Here is a 19,035-nt window from a genome sequence, read left to right as displayed (position 1 = left end):
TCGGAAAATCCGAACAATGAGGGGCGGCAATGAATCTGGTCGATGCTATGCAGATTTTCGTCCGGGTGGCCGAACTGGCCAGCTTCACCCGGGCAGCGGAGACCATGAGCCTGCCCAAGGCCAGTATTTCCACGGCGGTACGCCAGCTGGAAACGAGCCTTGGCACGCGCCTTTTGCATCGTACGACCCGGCGTGTGGAGCTGACGCTGGACGGCCGCGCCTTCTACGACCGCAGCCGCGACCTGCTGGCGGACATCGACGAGGCCCAGGCCATGTTTCATGGCGGCGGCCAGGCGTTGCGCGGAAGGCTGCGCGTGGACATGCCGGAGCGGCTGGCCCACAACTACATCATGCCGCTGCTTCCCGGCTGGCTGGACGAGCACCCCGAGCTGGAAATCGAGGTCAGCTCCACGGATCGCCGCGTTGATCCGGTCAGCGAAGGTTTCGACTGCGTGCTGCGTGTGGGCACACTGGCCGATTCCAGCCTCGTGGCACGCCTGCTGGGCAATCTTCAGATCGGCAACTATGTGAGCCCGGGTTACATCGCACGCCATGGCATGCCCGAAACCGTCGCCGATCTTCCGGCGCATCGCATGGTTCACTACGTGTCCACGCTGGGCACGCGTCCGGACGGCTTTGAGTACTTCGATGGCACGGCGTATCAGATGGTGCCCATGCGCGGCGCTGTCACCGTGAACAACACCAATGCGTACGAGGCCGCGTGCATCGCGGGCCTGGGCCTGGTGCAGACGCCCACGCTGGTGGTGCAGCCCTTGATTGACGCGGGCAAGCTGGTGGAGGTGATGCGCGACTTTCGCGCCGCGCCCATGCCGGTGTCGTTTGTGTATCCGCACCGGCGCAATCTTCCGCATCGCGTACAGTCGTTCATGGACCTGGTGGCCGGTGCGTTGTCCGCTCACCTGAGCTGACGCTTGCGGTTGGTGACCTTCGTCACGTGCATGTTGATGGCGCCACTGATAGCGTGCGCAGGGCGGGCCACACCGCATTCCGGGGGGAGTTTTCATGCAGCGTCGCGAGTTCATTCTTTCATCCCTTGCCGCAGGTGTCGCGGCAGGTGTGCTTCCCCTCAGCGCGTTCGCCACGGCACCGAAAAGCCCGGACGATCCGGATCACATTCAGACCACGGTGTACTTCGGCGGTGACAGTGCGCCGTTGTACAACCGCGACCTGCTCGCGCGGGTGGATGCGTTGCTGGCGGCGAAGGAGGGTCGCGTGTCCGACGCCTATCTCACCGAGGGCGTGGTTGCCGAGATGGAGAAGCGCTTCGCCACCTTGCTGGGCAAGGAGGACGCCGCCTTCATGCCTACAGGCACGCTGGCCAATCAGATTGCCCTGCGCCTTCTGTGTGGGGACCATCGCCGCGCCATCGTGCAGCAGGAAAGCCATGTGTATCGCGATGAAAGCGATGCGGTGACCATTCTCAGCAACATCAACGTGCTGCCGGTGGGCGGCACAAAGGCCGCTCCCACGCTGGACGAAGTGAAGGCTGCCGTCGCGCTGACGGAAGAGGGTGCGTATCCGCTGTCCATCGGCGCCATTTCACTGGAAAGTCCGGTGCGTCGTGCGGACGGTGCGATGGTGCCGTTTGAAACGGTCAGGGAGATTGCCGCCTTCGCGCGGAGCAAGGGCATCGGCCTGCATCTGGACGGCGCGCGGCTGCTGTTGAACAGCGGCGCGCCCGGGTTTGATCCGGCCAGCTACAGCGCGCCGTTCGATACGGTGTATGTGTCGCTCTACAAGTATCTGGATGCGCCCTTTGGTGCCGTGCTCGCAGGCAGCAAGGCGCGTATGGACGAAGCCCGGGCCACGCGCCACGTGTTTGGCGGCGGCATCTATCATGGCTGGCTACCCGCGATTCTGGCGCTGGATTCGGTCAACACCTTTGGCGAGCGTTTTGCCAAAGTGCGCCAGGCAGGCGACCGGTTGCTCGATGGCTTGGGCCGCACGAAGGGCTATACCGTGCAGCGTGTTCCCAACGGCACGAACATCCATTACGTGGCTGTATCGGCGGCACGCGCGAAAGGCCTGTCTGAGCGCCTGGCCAGTGCGGGCATCCGCATCATGGATGTGGAAAACGGACGCCTCAACCTGACCTTTAACGAGACACTGCTGCGCCGTGATACCGATTACCTGGTGCGCGCGTTCGCCAGTTGATGGAAGCGTTACCGATGATCTTGCGCACGCCACGCCTTCTGCTTGATTCGCTGACCATGGATGATGCGCCAATGGTGCTGGCGTATCGCGGCGATCCGGATATTTCCCGTTATCAGGGATGGAAGCCGCAGACGATTGCCGAGGTCGAGGCCTTCATTGCCGACCAGCACGCACGTGCGTTTGCCCAGCCGGATGGATGGAACCAGCTGGCGATCCGTGATGCGGCGTCGGGTGAGTTGCTGGGCGACTTCGGTATTCATTTTCCCGCCAGCGGCGAGGATGCGATTGAGTTCGGATTGTCGTTGCAGCATGGCGCGCAGGGCAGGGGGTATGCCCTGGAAGCGATGCGGGCGGTAATGGGTGTGGCCTTTACCGAGTGGGGTTATCGCAGGCTGGTGGCGTCGGTTGATCCACGCAATACAGCCAGCGTGGCGCTATGCCGTTCGCTGGGTTTGCGCCAGGAAGCCCATCACGTGGAAAGCTATTTTTTCCGCGGCGAATGGGTCGACGACATGGTGTTCGCATTGCTGGCACGCGAGTGGGCCACCCCTTGAGTTTGCAGGTTGGGTCACGCCAGTGCCACGCGGTTGCGGCCCGCGTGCTTCGCGCGATAAAGCGCGGCGTCGGCGGCTTCGACCATCGTGGTGAGTTCCGGGCTGGGTGACGTCGCCACGCCCACACTGGTCGTAAAGGCAATCACGTGACAATCAAATGGCGCAGGTTCTGCCGCAACGCGTGAGCGCATGCTTTCAGCCACCATCAGCGCCTCATCTGCCTTTGTCGCGGGAAGCAGCAGCAGAAACTCTTCACCGCCGTAGCGCGAGAACAGGGCGCCGCCCTTGATGCCCGCCGCCCGGATGACCTCCACGAAGTGACGCAGCACCCTGTCACCGGCCGCATGCCCCCACTGATCGTTGATGGCCTTGAAGTTGTCCAGGTCAAACATCAGCACGGCAACCGACTCGCCCCGCGCATGACACTCGGCCACCACGCGTCCCGCCTCGGTGAACATGGCAGCGCGATTCAATAGCCCCGTCAGGCCATCGGTGTCGGCAGCGCAACGCAGGTCGTGAGTGATGCGTTGTGCCAGCATCAGCGAGAAGCCTGTGCCCAGCAGGAACGTGCACAGGATGCCGAACAGGTAGTTGGACGTTGTGAGCGCGGTGGCCAGCACCACGTGCGAGTCCATGCCCGGATACACCGATGCCCCGGCCCGGGCGAGATAAAACAGGATGTCGATGGATAGGATCAGCGCGGTAAACGCGCACGACACACGCAATTCCGGGGGCGAGAGGCGCAACAGCAGCCAGATCATCCACAGATCCCACAGCACACTCTTGACCCCGAAGACGGTGGCTTCCACGCCCTGCGATGGAGGCCACAGGTAAAAGACGAACTGAATGGCCAGATAGAACGTGATGAGGGCAAGCGGCCATCGCAGGGCAAGCCGGTGGCCCAGATGCACGGCGATGCCCATCAGCATGGCGCCGTTTCCCAGCGCTATCAGCAGGCTGCCAATAATGACGGAGAGAAACCCACCGTTCTCGTCATAGCCCTGCGCCAGTCCGGCAAGTGACAGCAGCCAGAACGACGCCGCCCAGAGCCGCAAGGCGGGCATGCCACGCAACACGATGCCAGACAGCGTGAAACTCAGCGAAATGACCACGCCCACCGCCATCCCGACGATGCCCAGCGTGTACACGTCCAGTTGATCGCTTGCGTGCATGAAGGCCCCGGATTCCCCGGGGCTTATGGTACGCGAGTGGTTTCGTAATGTTTTGTGGAATGCCCCTGGCCGGGCCGTGAGGCCGGCCCGGCCAGGGGCGCGAGGCTTCCTTTCGACGCGCCGTGCGGCTCAATAAGTGAGGGTGACGTTGTCAACCGTATAGACGTCTCCTAGTAGAGGGTACGCGGTACGACACAGGATTTTCGTAATCTTGTGTCCCCCACTGGCCTGGAACGTGAGGGTTCTCGCACCGCCGGGCCACCTGTAAGAGCCGGCTACGGTCCCGTATTGATCGCCTGCCCAGATTAACTCGTCGGAGGTGGAACGGTTGGAGTGGATGCCTATGCTCACTTTCGTGCATGGTGTGTTGGGATATATTCCAAGCTGGGTGTTGTTCGCAAAGCGTACTGCCCTTCCGGAAATGTGCGGCGCGTATGTCGACCCTGCGTTGACAATCTGGCCAAGGGGGTCACTGTGGGCTATCAACTCGAAGTGTGTCAGCTGCAGCCGGAAGAACTGTCCGGTGAGGGGCACGCCTTCGAAGGTTTCCGTGACGACAACAGGCGCGACTGACTGTACATTCAACACGTACGCAGGTGATGGGCCATCCAGACGTCCAGACGCGGCGCGCGTGATCGAATAGGTCACACTCACTGCCGTGCCGGCATTCGGCAAGATGGCCGCAGCGAGGATCTCGATGTCGATGTAAGAGCCCGCTTGCGTCGTCACCGTCTTGGCCACGTTCGCGGTGCCCGCACCGGCCGTGCCTTTCCAGTGCACGGTCACCACGTCATTCACGGCCAGCGCTGCACCCATCGGAACGCGCACGGTCGCCTTGGCCGCATTGCCGGGCAGCGTGTTGCCCGTACCCGCTTCCAGCACGCTGGGGGCCGGCAACAGGACCGTTTCCGTACCAATCACGAAGGTGGTGGTGCCGCCCTGGCGCGCGGGCTGGCCATCGTGGTTGATCGTGTAGCTGACGGTGACCTCACGCCCCTGGTTGGCGGTGATGTACTTGACCTCCACCGGGGAGACGACCTCCGGTTTGGCGGGGTCCACGGCGTGGATGTTGGTGTACGGTTCCAGCGCATCCCAGAACACGTGGGCGAAATCCCCCCGCACGGCACCGCTGTAGTCGGTAGGGACACGGATGTTGGTGCCATCGGGTGCAGCGACCGGGTCCAGGTAGCCGTTGACCACGTGATCCACGAGGGGCGGCGGCAGGGTGATCACCCCGGCGATGCGCAGCTCCAGCCGTTGCGATGTGGATGTGAGCCCGGTGGCAAAGTACTTGACGGTGTAATACACGCTCACCGCATAGCCCTTGATCTGCTCGATTTCCTGACGGGTCAGGGTGAATGCCAGCGGTTTGGGAGCGGGCGTTACATCGTTGCCAGATACGTCCCTGGAGTCCGTCTTGAACCACGTGGCGCCGCCGTGGCCCGTGGCCGTCCAGTAATAGGTGACCTGGTCACCGATGGCCATCAGGGGATACGGTCCCACGTCCAGATGGGCCAGGCCATCGGTCAGACTCTCCGGATCGAGCACGCCGCCAAGCGCCTCCCGAACACTCGGTGCTTCAAGGACCACGGCCTCACCGATGACGGTCAGGTTGCGCTGCGCGGAACGCAGCGTGCCTGTACTCGTGCGCACTTCGTAGTACAGGGACGCACTGCCGTCGGGACCCAGCGGCGCCACCCGCGCATGGGGGATGGTGAAAGTCATGAAGATGTCGCCGGTGAACTCCTGCGGGCTCGGTACATACGGCAGCTCCGTGCCCTGACCCGTCATGCCTTTCCAGGTCAGCGCGATGGTGTCGCCGATGGCGATTCCGGCCTGTTCGGTATCCACTTGCGCATGGACGTCGTCGCCATCCAGCTGGATCAGATCCAGCACGCCGCCGGGTGCTTCGATCACCTTGGGCGCCAGGAGCAGATTGCTGTCCGCCTGCACGTGCACCACGGTCACGGGCGAGCGCCGGGACCAGTTACTCACCTGATCCACGACCCGGTAGCTCACTTCCATCGCCGGGTTGCTGCCACCATCGGCGATGATCTTGGCGGGCACCGTAAAGGTCACCGGCTGATCCACCGGGAAGGGCCCGGGCACCTCATAGGACACCGCACCCCACAGCAGGATCAGCCGGTCTTTCTCGAAGGCGTTCTGCCAGGGATCAATGGTGACCGTCACCGGGGTACTGGCACCAATCACGGCCGGCATGACGACGGGTGCGGTCAGGGTGAGGTTGCCCGCGTCGTCTTCACCGGGGATGCGGAACTTCACCAGTACGGTGGCCACGCCTGAAGCCGTGGCCGTGCCACCCAAATTGCGCTGGATGTAGTGATAGGTTCGCCAGCCTTCCCCATGCTCCCTGATCAGCCGTCCATCCACCTGCACAAACACCAGGCCGGACGTCGTTTCCTGGATCGTGGTAACGCCGATCAGATCAGCGTTGAAATCCCAGTACACGCTGACCGTGTCGCGCGGTGCCAGGGGCGTGGTGAAGCGACCGGTCTGCACCAGGATCTTCGGAAACGGGGTACTCAGATGACTGGCATTGATGCCACCGAAGGGGTCAACCTCGGGCATCGAGGGCGCGGGCCATAAGAGCGGTGCCGGCGGTGCCAGCGGCGGGGTGTACTTCAGTTTGGCGATGCCGCGATTTTCGCTGGACGAGGTGACGCGGGACGGCAAGGACAGGTCAGACATGGGCTGGCTCCTGGCGGGGTGGCGACGCACCGTGCACACATGCAACAGGCACGTATCTAATACGAAGCATCGACATGATCAGCGGTGAAAAAGTCATCGCCACGGGTCGAACCCTGATCCTACTCAGCGCCTTGCACGCTGCCAGTCAGCCATCGGTTGTAGGCGCAGATGCGCTTCTCGCACTGCTGAACCACTGGCCGGCTGAATGTTTTGTGGAATGCTCCGGGCCGGGCCGGCCAGGGCGCGAGGCTTCCTTTCGACGCGCCGTGCGGCTCAATAAGTGAGGGTGACGTTGTCAATCATGTGGACCGCATCCGCTTGTTCAGGGGGCGCGCCATTAAACAAGATTTTCACAATCTTGCGTCCCGCACTGGCCTGGAGAGTGATGGTTCTCGCATCGCCGCGCCACCTGTAATATTCGAATGCGTCCCCGTTTTGATCGACTGCATAGATTAAGTAGGTGAGGGTGTAAACGTTGCACTGGATGCCTACGCTCACTTTCGTGCATGGTGTGTGGGGATATATTCCAAGGTTGGTGCTGCGACTAAAGCGTACTGCCCTTCCGGAAATGTGCGGCGCGTATTTCGATCCCGCGTTGACAATTTCGCCCAGGCCAAGGTCCTGGTGGGCTATCATATTGAAGTGTGTCAGCTGCAGCTCGAAGAACCGTCCGAGGGGCACCCCTTCGAAGGTTTCCGTGCCGTTGCCCGGCCCGACCGACTGTACATTCAACACGTACGCAGGTGACGGGCCATCCAGACGTCCAGATGCGGCGCGCGTGATCGAATAGGTCACACTCACTGCCGTGCCGGCATTCGGCAAGATGGCCGCAGCGAGGATCTCGATGTCGATGTAAGAGCCCGCTTGCGTCGTCACCGTCTTGGCCACGTTCGCGGTGCCCGCACCGGCCGTGCCTTTCCAGTGCACGGTGACCACGTCATTCACGGCCAGCGCCGCACCCATCGGAACGCGCACGGTCGCCTTGGCCGCATTGCCGGGCAGCGTGTTGCCCGCACCGGCTTCCAGCACGCTGGGTGCCGGTAGCAGGATGCCCGCTTCCGTGCCAATCACGAAGGTGGTGGTGCCGCCCTGGCGGGTGGGCTGGCCATCGTGGTTGATCGTGTAGCTGACCTTGACCTCACGCCCCTGGTTGGCGGTGATGTACTGGACCTCCACCGGGGAGACGACCTCCGGCTTGGCGGGGTCCACGACGTGGAAGTTGCTGTACGGTTCCAGCGCATCCCAGTACACGTAGGCGAAATCCCCCCGCACGGCACCGCTGTAGTCGGTAGGGACGCGGATGTTGGTGCCATCGGGTGCAGCGACCGGGTCCAGGTAGCCGTTGACCACGTGATCCACGATGGGCGGCGGCAGAGTGATCACCCCGGCGATGCGCAGCTCCAGCCGTTTCGACGTCGATGTCAGGTCGGTGGCAAAGGGCTTGACGGTGTAATACACGCTCACCGCATAGCCCTTGATCTGCTCGATTTCCGCCCGGGTCAGGGTGAATGCCAGCGGTTTGGGAGCGGGCGTTACATCGTTGCCAGACACGTCCCTGGAGTCCGTCTTGAACCAGGTCGCGCCGCCTTGGCTCGTGGCGGTCCAGTAATAAGTGACCTGGTCGCCGATGGCCATCAGGGGATACGGCCCCACGTCCAGATGGGCCAGGCCATCGGTCAGACTCTCCGGATCGAGCACGCCGCCAAGCGCCTCCCGAACACTCGGTGCTTCAAGGACCACGGCCTCACCGATAACGGTCAGGTTGCGCTGCGCGGAACGCAGCGTGCCTGTACTCGTGCGCACTTCGTAGTACAGGGACGCACTGCCGTCGGGACCCAGCGGCGCCACCCGTGCATGGGGGATGGTGAAAGTCATGAAGATGTCGCCGGTGAACTCCTGCGGGCTCGGTACATACGGCAGCTCCGTGCCCTGACCCGTCATGCCTTTCCAGGTCAGCGCGATGGTGTCGCCGATGGCGATTCCGGCCTGTTCGGTATCCACTTGCACATGGACGTCGCCGCCATCGAGCTTGGTCAGATCCAGCACGCCGCCGGGTGCTTCGATCACCTTGGGCGCCAGGAGCAGATTGCTGTCCGCCTGCACGTGCACCAGGGTCACCGGCGAGCGCTGGGACAAATTGCCCACCTGATCCACGACCCGGTAGCTCACTTCCATCGCCGGGTTGCTGCCACCATCGGCGATGATCTTTGCGGGCACCGTAAAGGTCACGGGCTGATCCACCGGGAAGGGCCCGGGCACCTCATAGGACACCGCACCCCACAGCAGGATCAGCCGGTCTTTCTCGAAGGCGTTTTGCCAGGGATCAATGGTGACCGTCACCGGGGTACTGGCACCAATCACGGCCGGCGTGACGAAGGGTGCGGTCAGGGTGAGGTTGCCCGCGTCGTCTTCACCGGGGATGCGGAACTTCACCAGTACGGTGGCCACGCCTGAAGCCGTGGCCGTGCCACCCAAATTGCGCTGGATGTAGTGATAGGTTCGCCAGCCCTCCCCATGCTCCCTGATCAGCCGTCCATCCACCTGCACAAACACCAGGCCGGACGTGGTTTCCTGGATCGTGGTAACGCCGATCAGATCAGCGTTGAAATCCCAGTACACGCTGACCGTGTCGCGCGGTGCCAGGGGTGTGGTGAAGCGACCGGTCTGCACGAGGATCTTGGGAAACGGGGTACTCAGATGACTGGCATTGATGCCGCCGAAGGGGTCAACCTCGGGCATCGAGGGCGCGGGCCATAAGAGCGGTGCCGGTGGTGCCAGCGGCGGGGTGTACTTCAGTTTGGCGATGCCGCCCTTTGAGCGGGGCGAGATGAGGTGGGGCGACGGAGACAGGTCAGACATGGGCAGGCTCCTGGCGGGGTTGCTACGCACCGGTCACTCATGCAACCGGGGCGTATCAATAGGCACGCATCCATTCAGTAAGTGATGGAAACGTTGTCAAACCTCTGCTCCGGAAACACCGGCCAGGGCTCGGGTATGTCGGGGGATACGCCCTGTACGGTGATGCGCACGAGCTTGCGTCCCTCGCTGGCTGAGAAGCTGACGGTTTTCGCAACGCCGTTGTGTGGCCAGCCTGATCCGCCGGCCACGCTGCCGGAGTCATCGTATGCAACGATTTTCAGTTCGTCGCTACCATAGTTGGACTGAAGGCCCATGCTCACTGTCTTGCATGGTGTATGGAAAGCCATTTCAACTATGTTTTGAGTTGAAACGTGCACCGCCCTTCCAGAAACGATCGGCGCGTAGTGCGACCCTGTCTCGACGATGTTTCCCACATTGTTGACAGCGCGAAGCCGGAAGTATGTCAGGTTCAGCGGCGTGCTCATGTTGAACTGATGGATGGGCACACCTTCGAAGGTTTCTGTGACGACAACAGGCGCGACCGACTGCACATTCAACACGTACTCAGGTGATGGGCCATCCAGACGTCCAGACGCGGCGCGCGTGATCGAATAGGTCACACTCACCGCCTTGCCGGCATTCGGCAGGATGGCCGCGGCGAGGATGTCCAGGTCGATGTAAGAGCCCGCTTGCGTCGTCACCGTTTTGGCCACGTTCGCAGTGCCTGCACCGGCCGTGCCTTTCCAGTGCACGGTGACCACATCGTTCACCGCCAGCGCAGCGCCTACGGGGATGCGCACGGTCGCCTTGGCCGCATTGCCGGGCAGCGTATTGCCCGCCCCGGCTTCCAGCACGCTGGGTGCCGGCAACAGGACCGTTTCGGTGCCAATCACGAAGGTGGTGGTGCCGCCCTGGCGGGTGGGCTGGCCATCGTGGTTGATCGTGTAGCTGACGGTGACCTCACGACCTGCGTTGTCGGTGATGTACCTGGCGGCCACCGGGGAGACGACCTCCGGCCTGGCGGGGTCCACGGCGTGGATGTTGGTGTACGATTCCAGCGCATTCCAGAACACGTGCGCGAAATCGCCATGCACCGCGCCGCTGTAGTCGGTGCGCACGCGGATGTTGGTGCCATCGGGTGCAGCGGACGGGTCCAGGTAGCCGTTGACCACGTGATCCACGAGGGGTGGGGGCAGGGTAATCACGCCGCCGATGCGCAGCTCCAGCCGTTGCGACGTGGATGTGAGGCCGGTGGCAAAGTGCTTGACGGTGTAATACACGCTCACCGCATAGCCCTTGATCTGCTCGATTTCCGCCCGGGTGAGGGTAAAGACGAGCGGGATGGGCGCAGGAATCACGTCGTTACCGGACACATCCCTGGAGTCCGTCTTGAACCACGTGGCGCCGCCGTGGCCCGTGGCCGTCCAGTAATAGGTGACCTGGTCACCGATGGCCATCAGGGGATACGGTCCCACGTCCAGATGGGCCAGCCCATCCACCAGGGATTCCGGATCCAGTGCGCCGTCGCGCGCTTCCCGAACACTCGGTGCTTCAAGGACCACGGCCTCACCGATGACGGTCAGGTTGCGTTGCGCGGAACGCAGCGCGCCTTCACTCGTGCGCGCTTCGTAGTACAGGGACACACTGCCGTCGGGACCCAGCGGCGCCACCCGCGCATGGGGGATGGTGAAAATGATGAAGACGTCGTCGGTGACCTCCTCCGCGTCCGGTGTATACGGCAGCTGCGTGCCCTGACCCGTCATGCCTTTCCAGGTCAGCACGATGGTGTCGCCGATGGCGAGTTCAGCCTGTTCGGTATCCACTTGCACATGGACGTCGTCGCCATCGAGCTTGGTCAGATCCAGCACGCCGCTCGGCGCTTCGATCACCTTGGGCGCCAGGAGCAGATCGTTGTCCGCCTGCACGTGCACCACGGTCACAGGCGAGCGCTGGGACCAGTTGCCCACCTGATCCACGACCACGTAGCTCACCTCCATCGCCGGATTGCTGCCGCCCTCGACGATGACGTGGGCGGACAGCGGAAAGGTCACCGGCTGATCCACCGGGAAGGGCCCGGGGACCTCATAGGACACCGCGCCCCACAGAAGGATCAGCCGGTCTTCCTCGAAGGCGTTCTGCCACGCGTCAATGGTGACGGTCACCGGGGTGCCTGCACCAATCACGGTCGGCGTGACGACAGGCGCGGTCAGGGTCGGGTTGCCGTCGTCGTCTTCGCCGGGGATGCGGAACTTCACCAGCACGGTGGACACGTTCGAAGGCGTGGCCGTGCCAGCCAAATTGCGCTGGATGTAGTGATAGGTTCGCCAGCCTTCCCCATGTTGCCGGATCACCCGTCCATCCACCTGCACATACACGGTGCCGGAAGTGGTTTCCTGAATCGTGGTGATGCCGATCAATTCGGCGTTGGAATCCCAGTACACGCTGACCGTGTCGCGCGGCGCCAGAGGCGTGGTGAAGTGCCCGGTCTGCACCAGGATCTTCGGAAACGGGGTACTCAGATGACTGGCATTGATGCCGCCAAACGGATCGACTTCGGGCATCGAGGGCGCGGGCCACGCAGCAAGCGGTGCCAGCGGAGCCGCCGGCCGGGCGAACTTCAGCTTGGCGATGCCGCCATGGGAGAGAGGCGAGGCAACGCGGGACGACGGGGACAGGTCAGACACGGCAGGCTCCTGGCAGGGTTGCTACGCACCGTGCACGCATGCAACAGGCACGCATCAAATAGGAAGCAGTGAAATGATCAGCGGTGATCGGATATCACCTGCGGGTCGAACCCTGATCCTACTCAGCCCCTTGCCCCCCGCCAGTCAGCCATCAGTTGTAGGCGCCATTTAGGACTTCGTCGATTTTGCCAACGAGTCCCCGGGGTTTTAATGAGAAATATCTTCAACCCACGGGCACTCACACGTGCTCAACCGGAAGCCTCCGGTTGACGCGTGAGCGGTCGGCTTGCCGCAACTCCCCCGGAGTGACCCCTTTTCGTCCCAGGAGAGTTTCAATATGTCCATCATCAACACCCAGGCGCGGTCGTTGCCGCGCGACAAGCGATATCGCAAAGCTGTGCTTTCAGCACACATTGCGCTGGCATGTGCCGTGGCCGGTCCCGCCATGGCGGCCATCGAGGTCATTGACGGCCAGTCCGTGTATGCCGGCAATGGCCGCAGTTACCTGGTCGTCAACAAGGGAACCCTGATCTACGAGCAGTTCACCACAACCGGCGAAGCCACGTTGCAGGACTCCCATCTGGACATGAGCGCGGGTGGCACCATCACTGGCGCGAATGGCGTCCTGATGTTTGCTGGCAGCACCGCCACGCTCAATGGTGCCAATGTCACTGCCTCGAACAATGCCGCCATGATCCTGGAAGACAGCAGTGCGTCCATCACCAACTCGACGCTGACCTCGACGGATCGTGCTGCCCTGGTCGTGCAGAGCATCGTTGCCGATGCCTCGCAGATCACAGCCTCGGCAACCGTGGCCGACAGCACTATCGTGGGCGCAGGAAGCGGCATCGAGACCACGAAGGGTGCCCAGGTCCATCTGTCGAACACCTACGTGGAAGGCACCACCGGCGGCACCAATAATCTGCCCGGCTACGGCGCATTCCTGCGCGGCGGCAGTACCACAATCACGACACAAAGCAACGTGGTCGGCGCCGCGGACGGTATTGCCATCGAGGCCGATCCCAATTCGACCGATCTCACGCACACCGACCTCATCATCGACAACTCGCGCGTGGAAGGCCGCGATGGCAGCGCCATCCTGGTAACCCGCTACAACGATAACGACTCGCCGGTATCGGCAACCATCTCGGTCGCCAACGGTGCCTCGCTGGTGGCCAGCAATGGCACGCTGCTTGATGTCAGTAACGGAAGCGTCGCGAATTTCACCGTGGACAACAGCTCGCTGTCCGGCAACATCGTGGCTGACGCCACCAGCACCGCGGACGTTACGTTGCAGAATTCGGCGACCCTGACCGGTCAGCTGAGTGGTGTCCGCAACCTTGGCGTGGGCAGCAATTCGGTACTCACCCTGACTGATTCGACCTCCATCAGCTCGCTCAGCCTGGACGGCGGCACGGTACAGTTCGCACCGGGCATGAATCGCGCGCTGAACGTTGCCGGTGACTTCGCCGGAAGCGGCGGCGTGGTTGGCCTGCATACCGAGCTTTCCAGCGGTGGTCTGCTGTCCAATCAGAATACCGACCGTCTGCTGATCGAAGGCAATGTCACCACGACCGGCACCACGCTGCTCGACGTGACGCCTACCGGCGCGGGTGCGCTTACCGATCTGAACGAGAACGGCATCATCGAAGCCCACGAAGGCATTTCGCTGGTGCAGGTTGCGGGAACGTCGCGCGCTGATGCGTTTGCGCTGCGTGGCGGCTATGTCGCGGCAGGTCCGTGGCAGTACGTGTTGCAGGCGTTCGGCCCGGGCGAAACCGATCCGGCACAGAACCTGCTGACCGGCGGTCTCAACTGGGACTACCGCATCGGCAACAAGTATGTGTGCGAGAACGGTTGCGAAGGCGAAGGCGAGGGCGAAGGTCCTGGCCCCGGCCCTGGCCCGGACCCCTGCGAGGAAGACGGTACGTGCGCGGGCCCGGGTCCGGGCCCCGAGCCCGGCGAGCGCCCGGCAGTGGTGCCGCAGGTGCCTTCGTACATCGTGGCGCCCACGGCCCTGCTGTCCTACGGCAACCTGATGGTCGACTCGCTGCATCAGCGTCTGGGCGACATCCGTGGCTCGAAGCCGGACGATGGCCTTGGCGGCGAAGTGTTTGCGCGTGTTCTGGGTGGCCAGCAGCGTTACACGTCGAACGTCGGCTTCACCCACTTCGGCTACGACTTCGACCAGCAGAGCAATGCGTTGCAGGTCGGTGGCAGCGTCCTCGCAGCCGTGGGCGACAGCGGCACGCTGCGCGCTGGCTGGGCGCTGGACAACGGCACCACGCGAGTCACGCCCAAAGCGGCCGATGGTGCGAGCCGTGCGCGTTACACCAGCAATGGCGTGAGCGCGTGGATCACCTGGCAGGCTGACAATGGCTGGTATGTGGACGGCGTGCTCAGTGGCTCGCGCTACAGCGGCAACATAAGCACCGACCTGCGCGGTTCGGACGTGGCGAAAGTCCGCGCGAGCGGACGGATTATCTCGGTGGAAGCCGGACGTCCGTTTGCCATCGGCACGAACTGGACACTGGAGCCGCAGGTGCAGGTGCAGCAGCAGACGCTGAGCTTCGACAACTTCCGTGATGTGGATGGTCTGGACGTGAAGCTGGGCGACACCTCGCAGACCTCTGTCCGCGCGGGTGCTCTCCTGACCTACAGCGAATCGCCGAAGTTCGCGCCTTACCTTCGTGTGGACCTCACCCGCACCTTCGGTGGCGACACGCAGGTGAACGTGGCGAGCACGCAGTGGGGTGTGCAGGATCAGTTCACCTCGGGCAAGGCGGGTAGTGGCTATCGCGTGGGTGCGGGCATCACCAGCAAGATCACGTCGCGCCTCTCGCTGTATGGCGAAGGCAACTACCAGGGACAGCTCGGCGGCTTCGGTGCACGCGGCTGGTCGGCCAACATGGGGCTGCGTTATTCGTTCTGACGACATGACGCATGATGAGAAAAAGGAAGGGGCGCCATGGCGCCCCTTCCTGCGTGCAACGTGCTGAATGCTTAGTCGCTAGCAATCAGTTTCCGCAGCATGCGGCCGAACTCTTCCAGAAGTCCCTGATACTTCCCTTTGGTATCGCCCTTCGATGCACCGCTTCTTGAGCCTGGGCCGCCCGGCCGATTGTCCACGAACAGATACATTTCGAGCGAGTTCGCGGTGCCATGCGCATTCCTGGCGCTCCACTTGATCGTGCCCGTGCACTTCAGGGTCACCAACGGCCTGAGGCAGTACTCGGGCAGTTGGAAGTACGATGACGTGTCGACTTCGTCGGGACCCACGGTAAACGTTGCTGGCTGCGTCAGTTCAAGACCCGGCAACGGGCCGCCGATGCCCGGCCAGTCGTCCTGGAACCCCACTTCGGTTGCAGTGTAGTAAACCGTGATCACGTCGCCGACCGCCTTGTTGGCGTAGTGCGGCAATTCAAGGCGAATGCCGCCCGGAATGTAGAACCAGTCCACGAAGCGGTAGTCCGGACCCAAGCCCAGGTCATAAGTCTCATCCAGAGACAACGCAAACGGAAGCGGATCGCCGCCGCCGGGCACGTCGCCCAGGCTCTGCACGTTCACCAGCTGCACCGGCGAATACGAGGTGTTGTAGCCGGTGGGCGGTTGCACCAGGCGCCTGACGGTATAGGTCACCGGCAGTGCCGGGTCGCTTCCGGCCGCCTGGATCTCGGCCGATGTAATAGTCAGGAGGAAGTCCGCGCCGGCAGCGACATCAGCCGCCGTAACAGTCTTGGTGTCGGCGATGACTGTCATGTTCCAGCGGACGACGATCTCGTCACCGGCCTTGAACACAGCCGTACTGTCCACACCGTCGAACGGGATAGTAATGATGGCCGGAAGCAACGAATCTTCCGGGGTGATGACATTGGCTGTGCCCGAGTTGCCATGCACGACGGCAGGATGGAGGTTGTCGTGCCACGGCGTGCCCGTGTCCGGATCTTCGCCGCCAGGCAGTTCCAGGTTGGTCCGGACCCGCGCGGGCGGCGACGTGCCGATGGTAATGTTGCTTGACAGCACTTCATAGATTACATCGAAGTTCGCGATGTCCTGCCCGCCGTTGCCCAACACGATCTCGGCATAGGGCACCACCACGTCAAACGCAGTGTTGTCGACCTGGACGCGCACAGCCGGCTGCCGGCGGCCATTCCAGATGACCACCACCGAATATCCCGCAAGCACCTTGACGTGTGCCGGTATGGTTACCAGTACGCCGGTGCGTGCTTCCTCCTCCAGAATCACCAGCCCGCTGGTGTACGCAGGGACGATGGGCGCCACCAGGTCCGTAATGGAGGCATTGAGGTATATGTCGATCATGTGGGGGAACGAGGGCTTGGAGATCCATCCTGCGCGATCCCGCACCGTGTAGTAGAAGTCCGCCGGACCATCGCCTGCGGCCTTGATCTGCGCCTCGGTAAATTCCATGAGGATGCTGGGACTGCTGCCTGCCTGCGCCGCGGTAATCACGAACGGCGTGCCGGGGATGGTGTTCACGTAAGGAGTCACCTCGTCGCCTGCCGCCATTTGCCCGGGGCCACCGCTTCCGTAGGCGGGAAGCGATGCGACGATCACGCCGCCAAGCTGAGTAAGCAGCTCCTGCGTGAGGCCATCGTTCAGGCGTCCGTCAAAGCCGCCGGGGGCGCCGGGACGCAGTTCGCCGGCGGGCGGCGTCTTGTCGACGATGAATGTTGTGGGCGGGCCAAACCTTGGCGTGCCAGCACGAGGCGGCAAGTACTGTATGTCCAAATCGTACGTGCCTTCGTCGGCGCGCAGCGAAGCGGGCAACGGCAGCGTGATCGTTCCCCGGGCGACATCTGCCGGGGTGAGGGCATATGTCGGATCAACCAGGACTTTGTTCACGCGCAGGTTGTATCTGTCGCCTGGCGTTGCACTGCCGTGAAGCTGCACGGCCACAGGAATGTCCATGGTGGCGGTATCGCTGTTCAGGAGATTGTCGCCAAGCGGCCCCTCCGGTGGATCGACAGCGAGGAACTCTGGCCCAAATACCGGCAGCAGCTCGACGAGGGGCTCGTTGCCGGCGCGCTTTGCTTTGCCGGCTTGCTTTGCGTTGGCACGTAGCAGTGCACCCGGACGGTAGATGGGCCTCGACCGGACTTTGGCGGGTGGTGGCGCGGTAGGGGCGGCGGTTGAATCGGTGGCAGCCTTACTGGTGGGATTCATGCGTTGCTCCAGTCATCGTCTGGCCGACAGGGCGAGCCAGTTAGGGAGAACCTCTCGATCAAGAGGGTTGGCAGAGTGAAGCGGCACGCTATGTAAGTTGCGCAACGCACGGGATGGTGAGGCGCGCGAAGCGACATCGCGTTGGATTCAACGTGACGGCTTGCGCGTCACTCTGCCGTCGTGATGCTACGCATGTGATGACGCCATACCAGTCGGCTGTTGGTTGTAGGCGCGCCACATGGTTGGACGCTCCGGCATGAAGTGTGTCCGTTCTCGGCTGGCATGGCGTTGCCGCAGCGAGGTGGGCTTGGCTGCCCTGTCCGCGCCTACAACCGATGGCCGACTGGCGCGATGTGATGGGCTGAGTAGGATCAGGGTTCGACCCGTGGTGATGGCATTGTTACCGCTGATCGTGCCGCTGTTTCCTTTTCCTCGGTACGTGCCTGTTGCGTGAGTGCGCGGTGCGTAGCGACCCTGCCAGGAGCCTGCCCGTGTCTGAGCCCGCGCTTGAGGATTTTGAAAAAGGTATTGACGACGCAACCATCATCAACGTGGAAAAGCCGCTTGAGACGCCCTTGTTGACGGTATCCGTGCTGACCCCCGCCAATGGCGCAGTGGCCATTTTTAAAGTGCCGGGGATGAACGAAGAATTTGTCCAGAACTTCTGCCTTTCGACGGGAGCCTTCAGTTTCCCGCGCGCCACAAGGCTGCGCTTTGCATTCAAGAGTACGTGCAGCCAGGTGGAGTTTGGCTTGTTCCACTTGCCGCCCACCCCCACCCCCGATCCAGCCATGGCAGCTGCGTTTGACAGCGACGGCAAGCAGCTCGCCGCCGTGTTGATCGAAGGTGATTTTGAAAGCGGAAAAATTACTTTGACGGCCCCTGAAGGAAAGAGGATTGCCTATCTGGAACTGGTCAGGCCCTTTGGGTTTCTGGACAACTTCCTTCTCTTTCCTTGACAGGGCGCAGTCAGCCGAATGGCCTGCGATCACGCCAGCACCACCGGAGATAGCAAGCTCCGGTGGTGTGCACGTCACGCATCGTGGCAGTGACATCTCCGTGCATTGCGCGGGTGCCATCTCTGCGCGCTTGCTGATGTTTCCTTCTTATTGATACGCGCCTTTTGCGTGAGTGCGCGGTGCGTAGCGACCCTGTCAGGAGCCTGCCCATGTCTGACCTGCCCAAGTCGTCTCACGTCACCTTGCCCGGCACAGAGCACGGCATGGCCAAACTGGTGTTCACCGCACCGGCCGCACCGCCGTCACCGCTGGAGTGGCCCGCGCCCACGATGCCGGAAGTCGCGCCGTTCGGTGGCATCAACGCCACCCACCTGAGCGGTGAGTATCCGAAGATCCTGGTGCAGACCGGTCGCTTCACCACGCCCCTGGCGCCGGCCGATTCGGTCAGCGTGTACTGGGATTCGACGGGGGAGCTGGTGGGGGTGGTGACGATTCAGGAGACCACCTCCGGCCTCGTGTATGTGCAGATCGACGGGCGGATCATTCTTCAGCACGGCAACGGCGTGAAGACGTACTACTACATCCAGCGCAACGCGGTGGGCACGGAGACGGCGTCTTTCCCAAGCACCATCCGGGTGAAGGTTGATATTCCCGGAGATCCCGATCCGGGCAGTGGCAGCGACAATCCCAAACTGCTTGCGCCCATCGTGGTGCCGACCTTCATCGACGCCAGCACGGT

11 protein-coding genes are annotated in these 19,035 nt (G+C 62.8%); 6 read left to right on the top strand and 5 right to left on the bottom strand.

Annotation, left to right across the window (positions count from 1 at the left end):
- The first annotated feature begins 29 nt into the window (after positions 1–29).
- The 3 genes from FHW69_RS14305 to FHW69_RS14295 all read left to right on the top strand — a co-directional run bounded on the left by FHW69_RS14305 (position 30) and on the right by FHW69_RS14295 (position 2,729).
- The gene (locus FHW69_RS14305; RefSeq protein WP_183423775.1) at positions 30–929 is read left to right on the top strand and encodes a LysR family transcriptional regulator; all 900 of its coding nucleotides are present in this window, start codon (positions 30–32) and stop codon (positions 927–929) included.
- 94 nt (positions 930–1,023) lie between these two features.
- The gene (locus tag FHW69_RS14300) at positions 1,024–2,175 is read left to right on the top strand and encodes a beta-eliminating lyase-related protein (protein WP_183423774.1); all 1,152 of its coding nucleotides are present in this window, start codon (positions 1,024–1,026) and stop codon (positions 2,173–2,175) included.
- A 14-nt stretch (positions 2,176–2,189) separates the two neighbouring features.
- Positions 2,190–2,729: a GNAT family N-acetyltransferase gene (locus FHW69_RS14295; protein ID WP_183423773.1), complete on the top strand. Its 540-nt coding sequence runs from the start codon at positions 2,190–2,192 to the stop codon at positions 2,727–2,729.
- 14 nt (positions 2,730–2,743) lie between these two features.
- Here FHW69_RS14295 and FHW69_RS14290 read toward each other — a convergent pair whose 3' ends face one another.
- From FHW69_RS14290 to FHW69_RS14275, 4 genes are all read right to left on the bottom strand, one after another.
- Positions 2,744–3,901, bottom strand: coding sequence for a GGDEF domain-containing protein (locus tag FHW69_RS14290; RefSeq protein WP_183423772.1), 1,158 nt, complete (start codon positions 3,899–3,901; stop codon positions 2,744–2,746).
- Between the two features lie 129 nt (positions 3,902–4,030).
- A complete protein-coding gene (locus tag FHW69_RS14285; protein WP_183423771.1) occupies positions 4,031–6,610 on the bottom strand; it encodes a hypothetical protein in 2,580 nt (859 codons plus the stop codon).
- A 273-nt stretch (positions 6,611–6,883) separates the two neighbouring features.
- Positions 6,884–9,469, bottom strand: a complete 2,586-nt coding sequence (locus FHW69_RS14280) for a hypothetical protein (RefSeq protein WP_183423770.1) — start codon at positions 9,467–9,469, stop codon at positions 6,884–6,886.
- 74 nt (positions 9,470–9,543) lie between these two features.
- Entirely contained in the window at positions 9,544–12,153 is a 2,610-nt protein-coding gene (locus FHW69_RS14275) for a hypothetical protein (protein WP_183423769.1), read from the bottom strand.
- 337 nt (positions 12,154–12,490) lie between these two features.
- Here FHW69_RS14275 and FHW69_RS14270 point away from each other — a divergent pair, with 337 nt between their 5' ends.
- Positions 12,491–15,085: an autotransporter outer membrane beta-barrel domain-containing protein gene (locus FHW69_RS14270; RefSeq protein WP_183423768.1), complete on the top strand. Its 2,595-nt coding sequence runs from the start codon at positions 12,491–12,493 to the stop codon at positions 15,083–15,085.
- A gap of 71 nt (positions 15,086–15,156) precedes the next feature.
- On the opposite strand, the gene FHW69_RS14265 is transcribed toward FHW69_RS14270, so the two are convergent.
- A complete protein-coding gene (locus FHW69_RS14265) occupies positions 15,157–17,337 on the bottom strand; it encodes a hypothetical protein (protein WP_183423767.1) in 2,181 nt (726 codons plus the stop codon).
- Positions 17,338–17,828: 491 nt separating this feature from the next.
- On the opposite strand from FHW69_RS14265, the gene FHW69_RS14260 reads away from it, so the two are divergent.
- Complete coding sequence (locus FHW69_RS14260; protein ID WP_183423766.1) at positions 17,829–18,296, top strand: hypothetical protein; 468 nt, start codon at positions 17,829–17,831, stop codon at positions 18,294–18,296.
- Positions 18,297–18,505: 209 nt separating this feature from the next.
- A partial coding sequence (locus FHW69_RS14255; RefSeq protein WP_183423765.1) for a hypothetical protein occupies positions 18,506–19,035 on the top strand: 530 nt, incomplete at its 3' end.

This window comes from Luteibacter sp. Sphag1AF (genome assembly GCF_014192715.1).
Lineage (GTDB): Bacteria > Pseudomonadota > Gammaproteobacteria > Xanthomonadales > Rhodanobacteraceae > Luteibacter.
This window is presented reverse-complemented; position numbering and strand designations above follow the sequence as displayed.

What these genes read in the sequence shown, in the direction of transcription:
- FHW69_RS14300 (WP_183423774.1), top strand. Translation starts at nt 1,024, where the DNA reads ATGCAGCGTCGCGAGTTCATTCTTTCATCCCTTGCCGCAGGTGTCGCG.
- FHW69_RS14295 (WP_183423773.1), top strand. Translation starts at nt 2,190, where the DNA reads ATGATCTTGCGCACGCCACGCCTTCTGCTTGATTCGCTGACCATGGAT.
- FHW69_RS14270 (WP_183423768.1), top strand. Translation starts at nt 12,491, where the DNA reads ATGTCCATCATCAACACCCAGGCGCGGTCGTTGCCGCGCGACAAGCGA.
- FHW69_RS14265 (WP_183423767.1), bottom strand. Translation starts at nt 17,337, where the DNA reads ATGAATCCCACCAGTAAGGCTGCCACCGATTCAACCGCCGCCCCTACC.
- FHW69_RS14280 (WP_183423770.1), bottom strand. Translation starts at nt 9,469, where the DNA reads ATGTCTGACCTGTCTCCGTCGCCCCACCTCATCTCGCCCCGCTCAAAG.
- FHW69_RS14285 (WP_183423771.1), bottom strand. Translation starts at nt 6,610, where the DNA reads ATGTCTGACCTGTCCTTGCCGTCCCGCGTCACCTCGTCCAGCGAAAAT.
- FHW69_RS14290 (WP_183423772.1), bottom strand. Translation starts at nt 3,901, where the DNA reads ATGCACGCAAGCGATCAACTGGACGTGTACACGCTGGGCATCGTCGGG.
- FHW69_RS14305 (WP_183423775.1), top strand. Translation starts at nt 30, where the DNA reads ATGAATCTGGTCGATGCTATGCAGATTTTCGTCCGGGTGGCCGAACTG.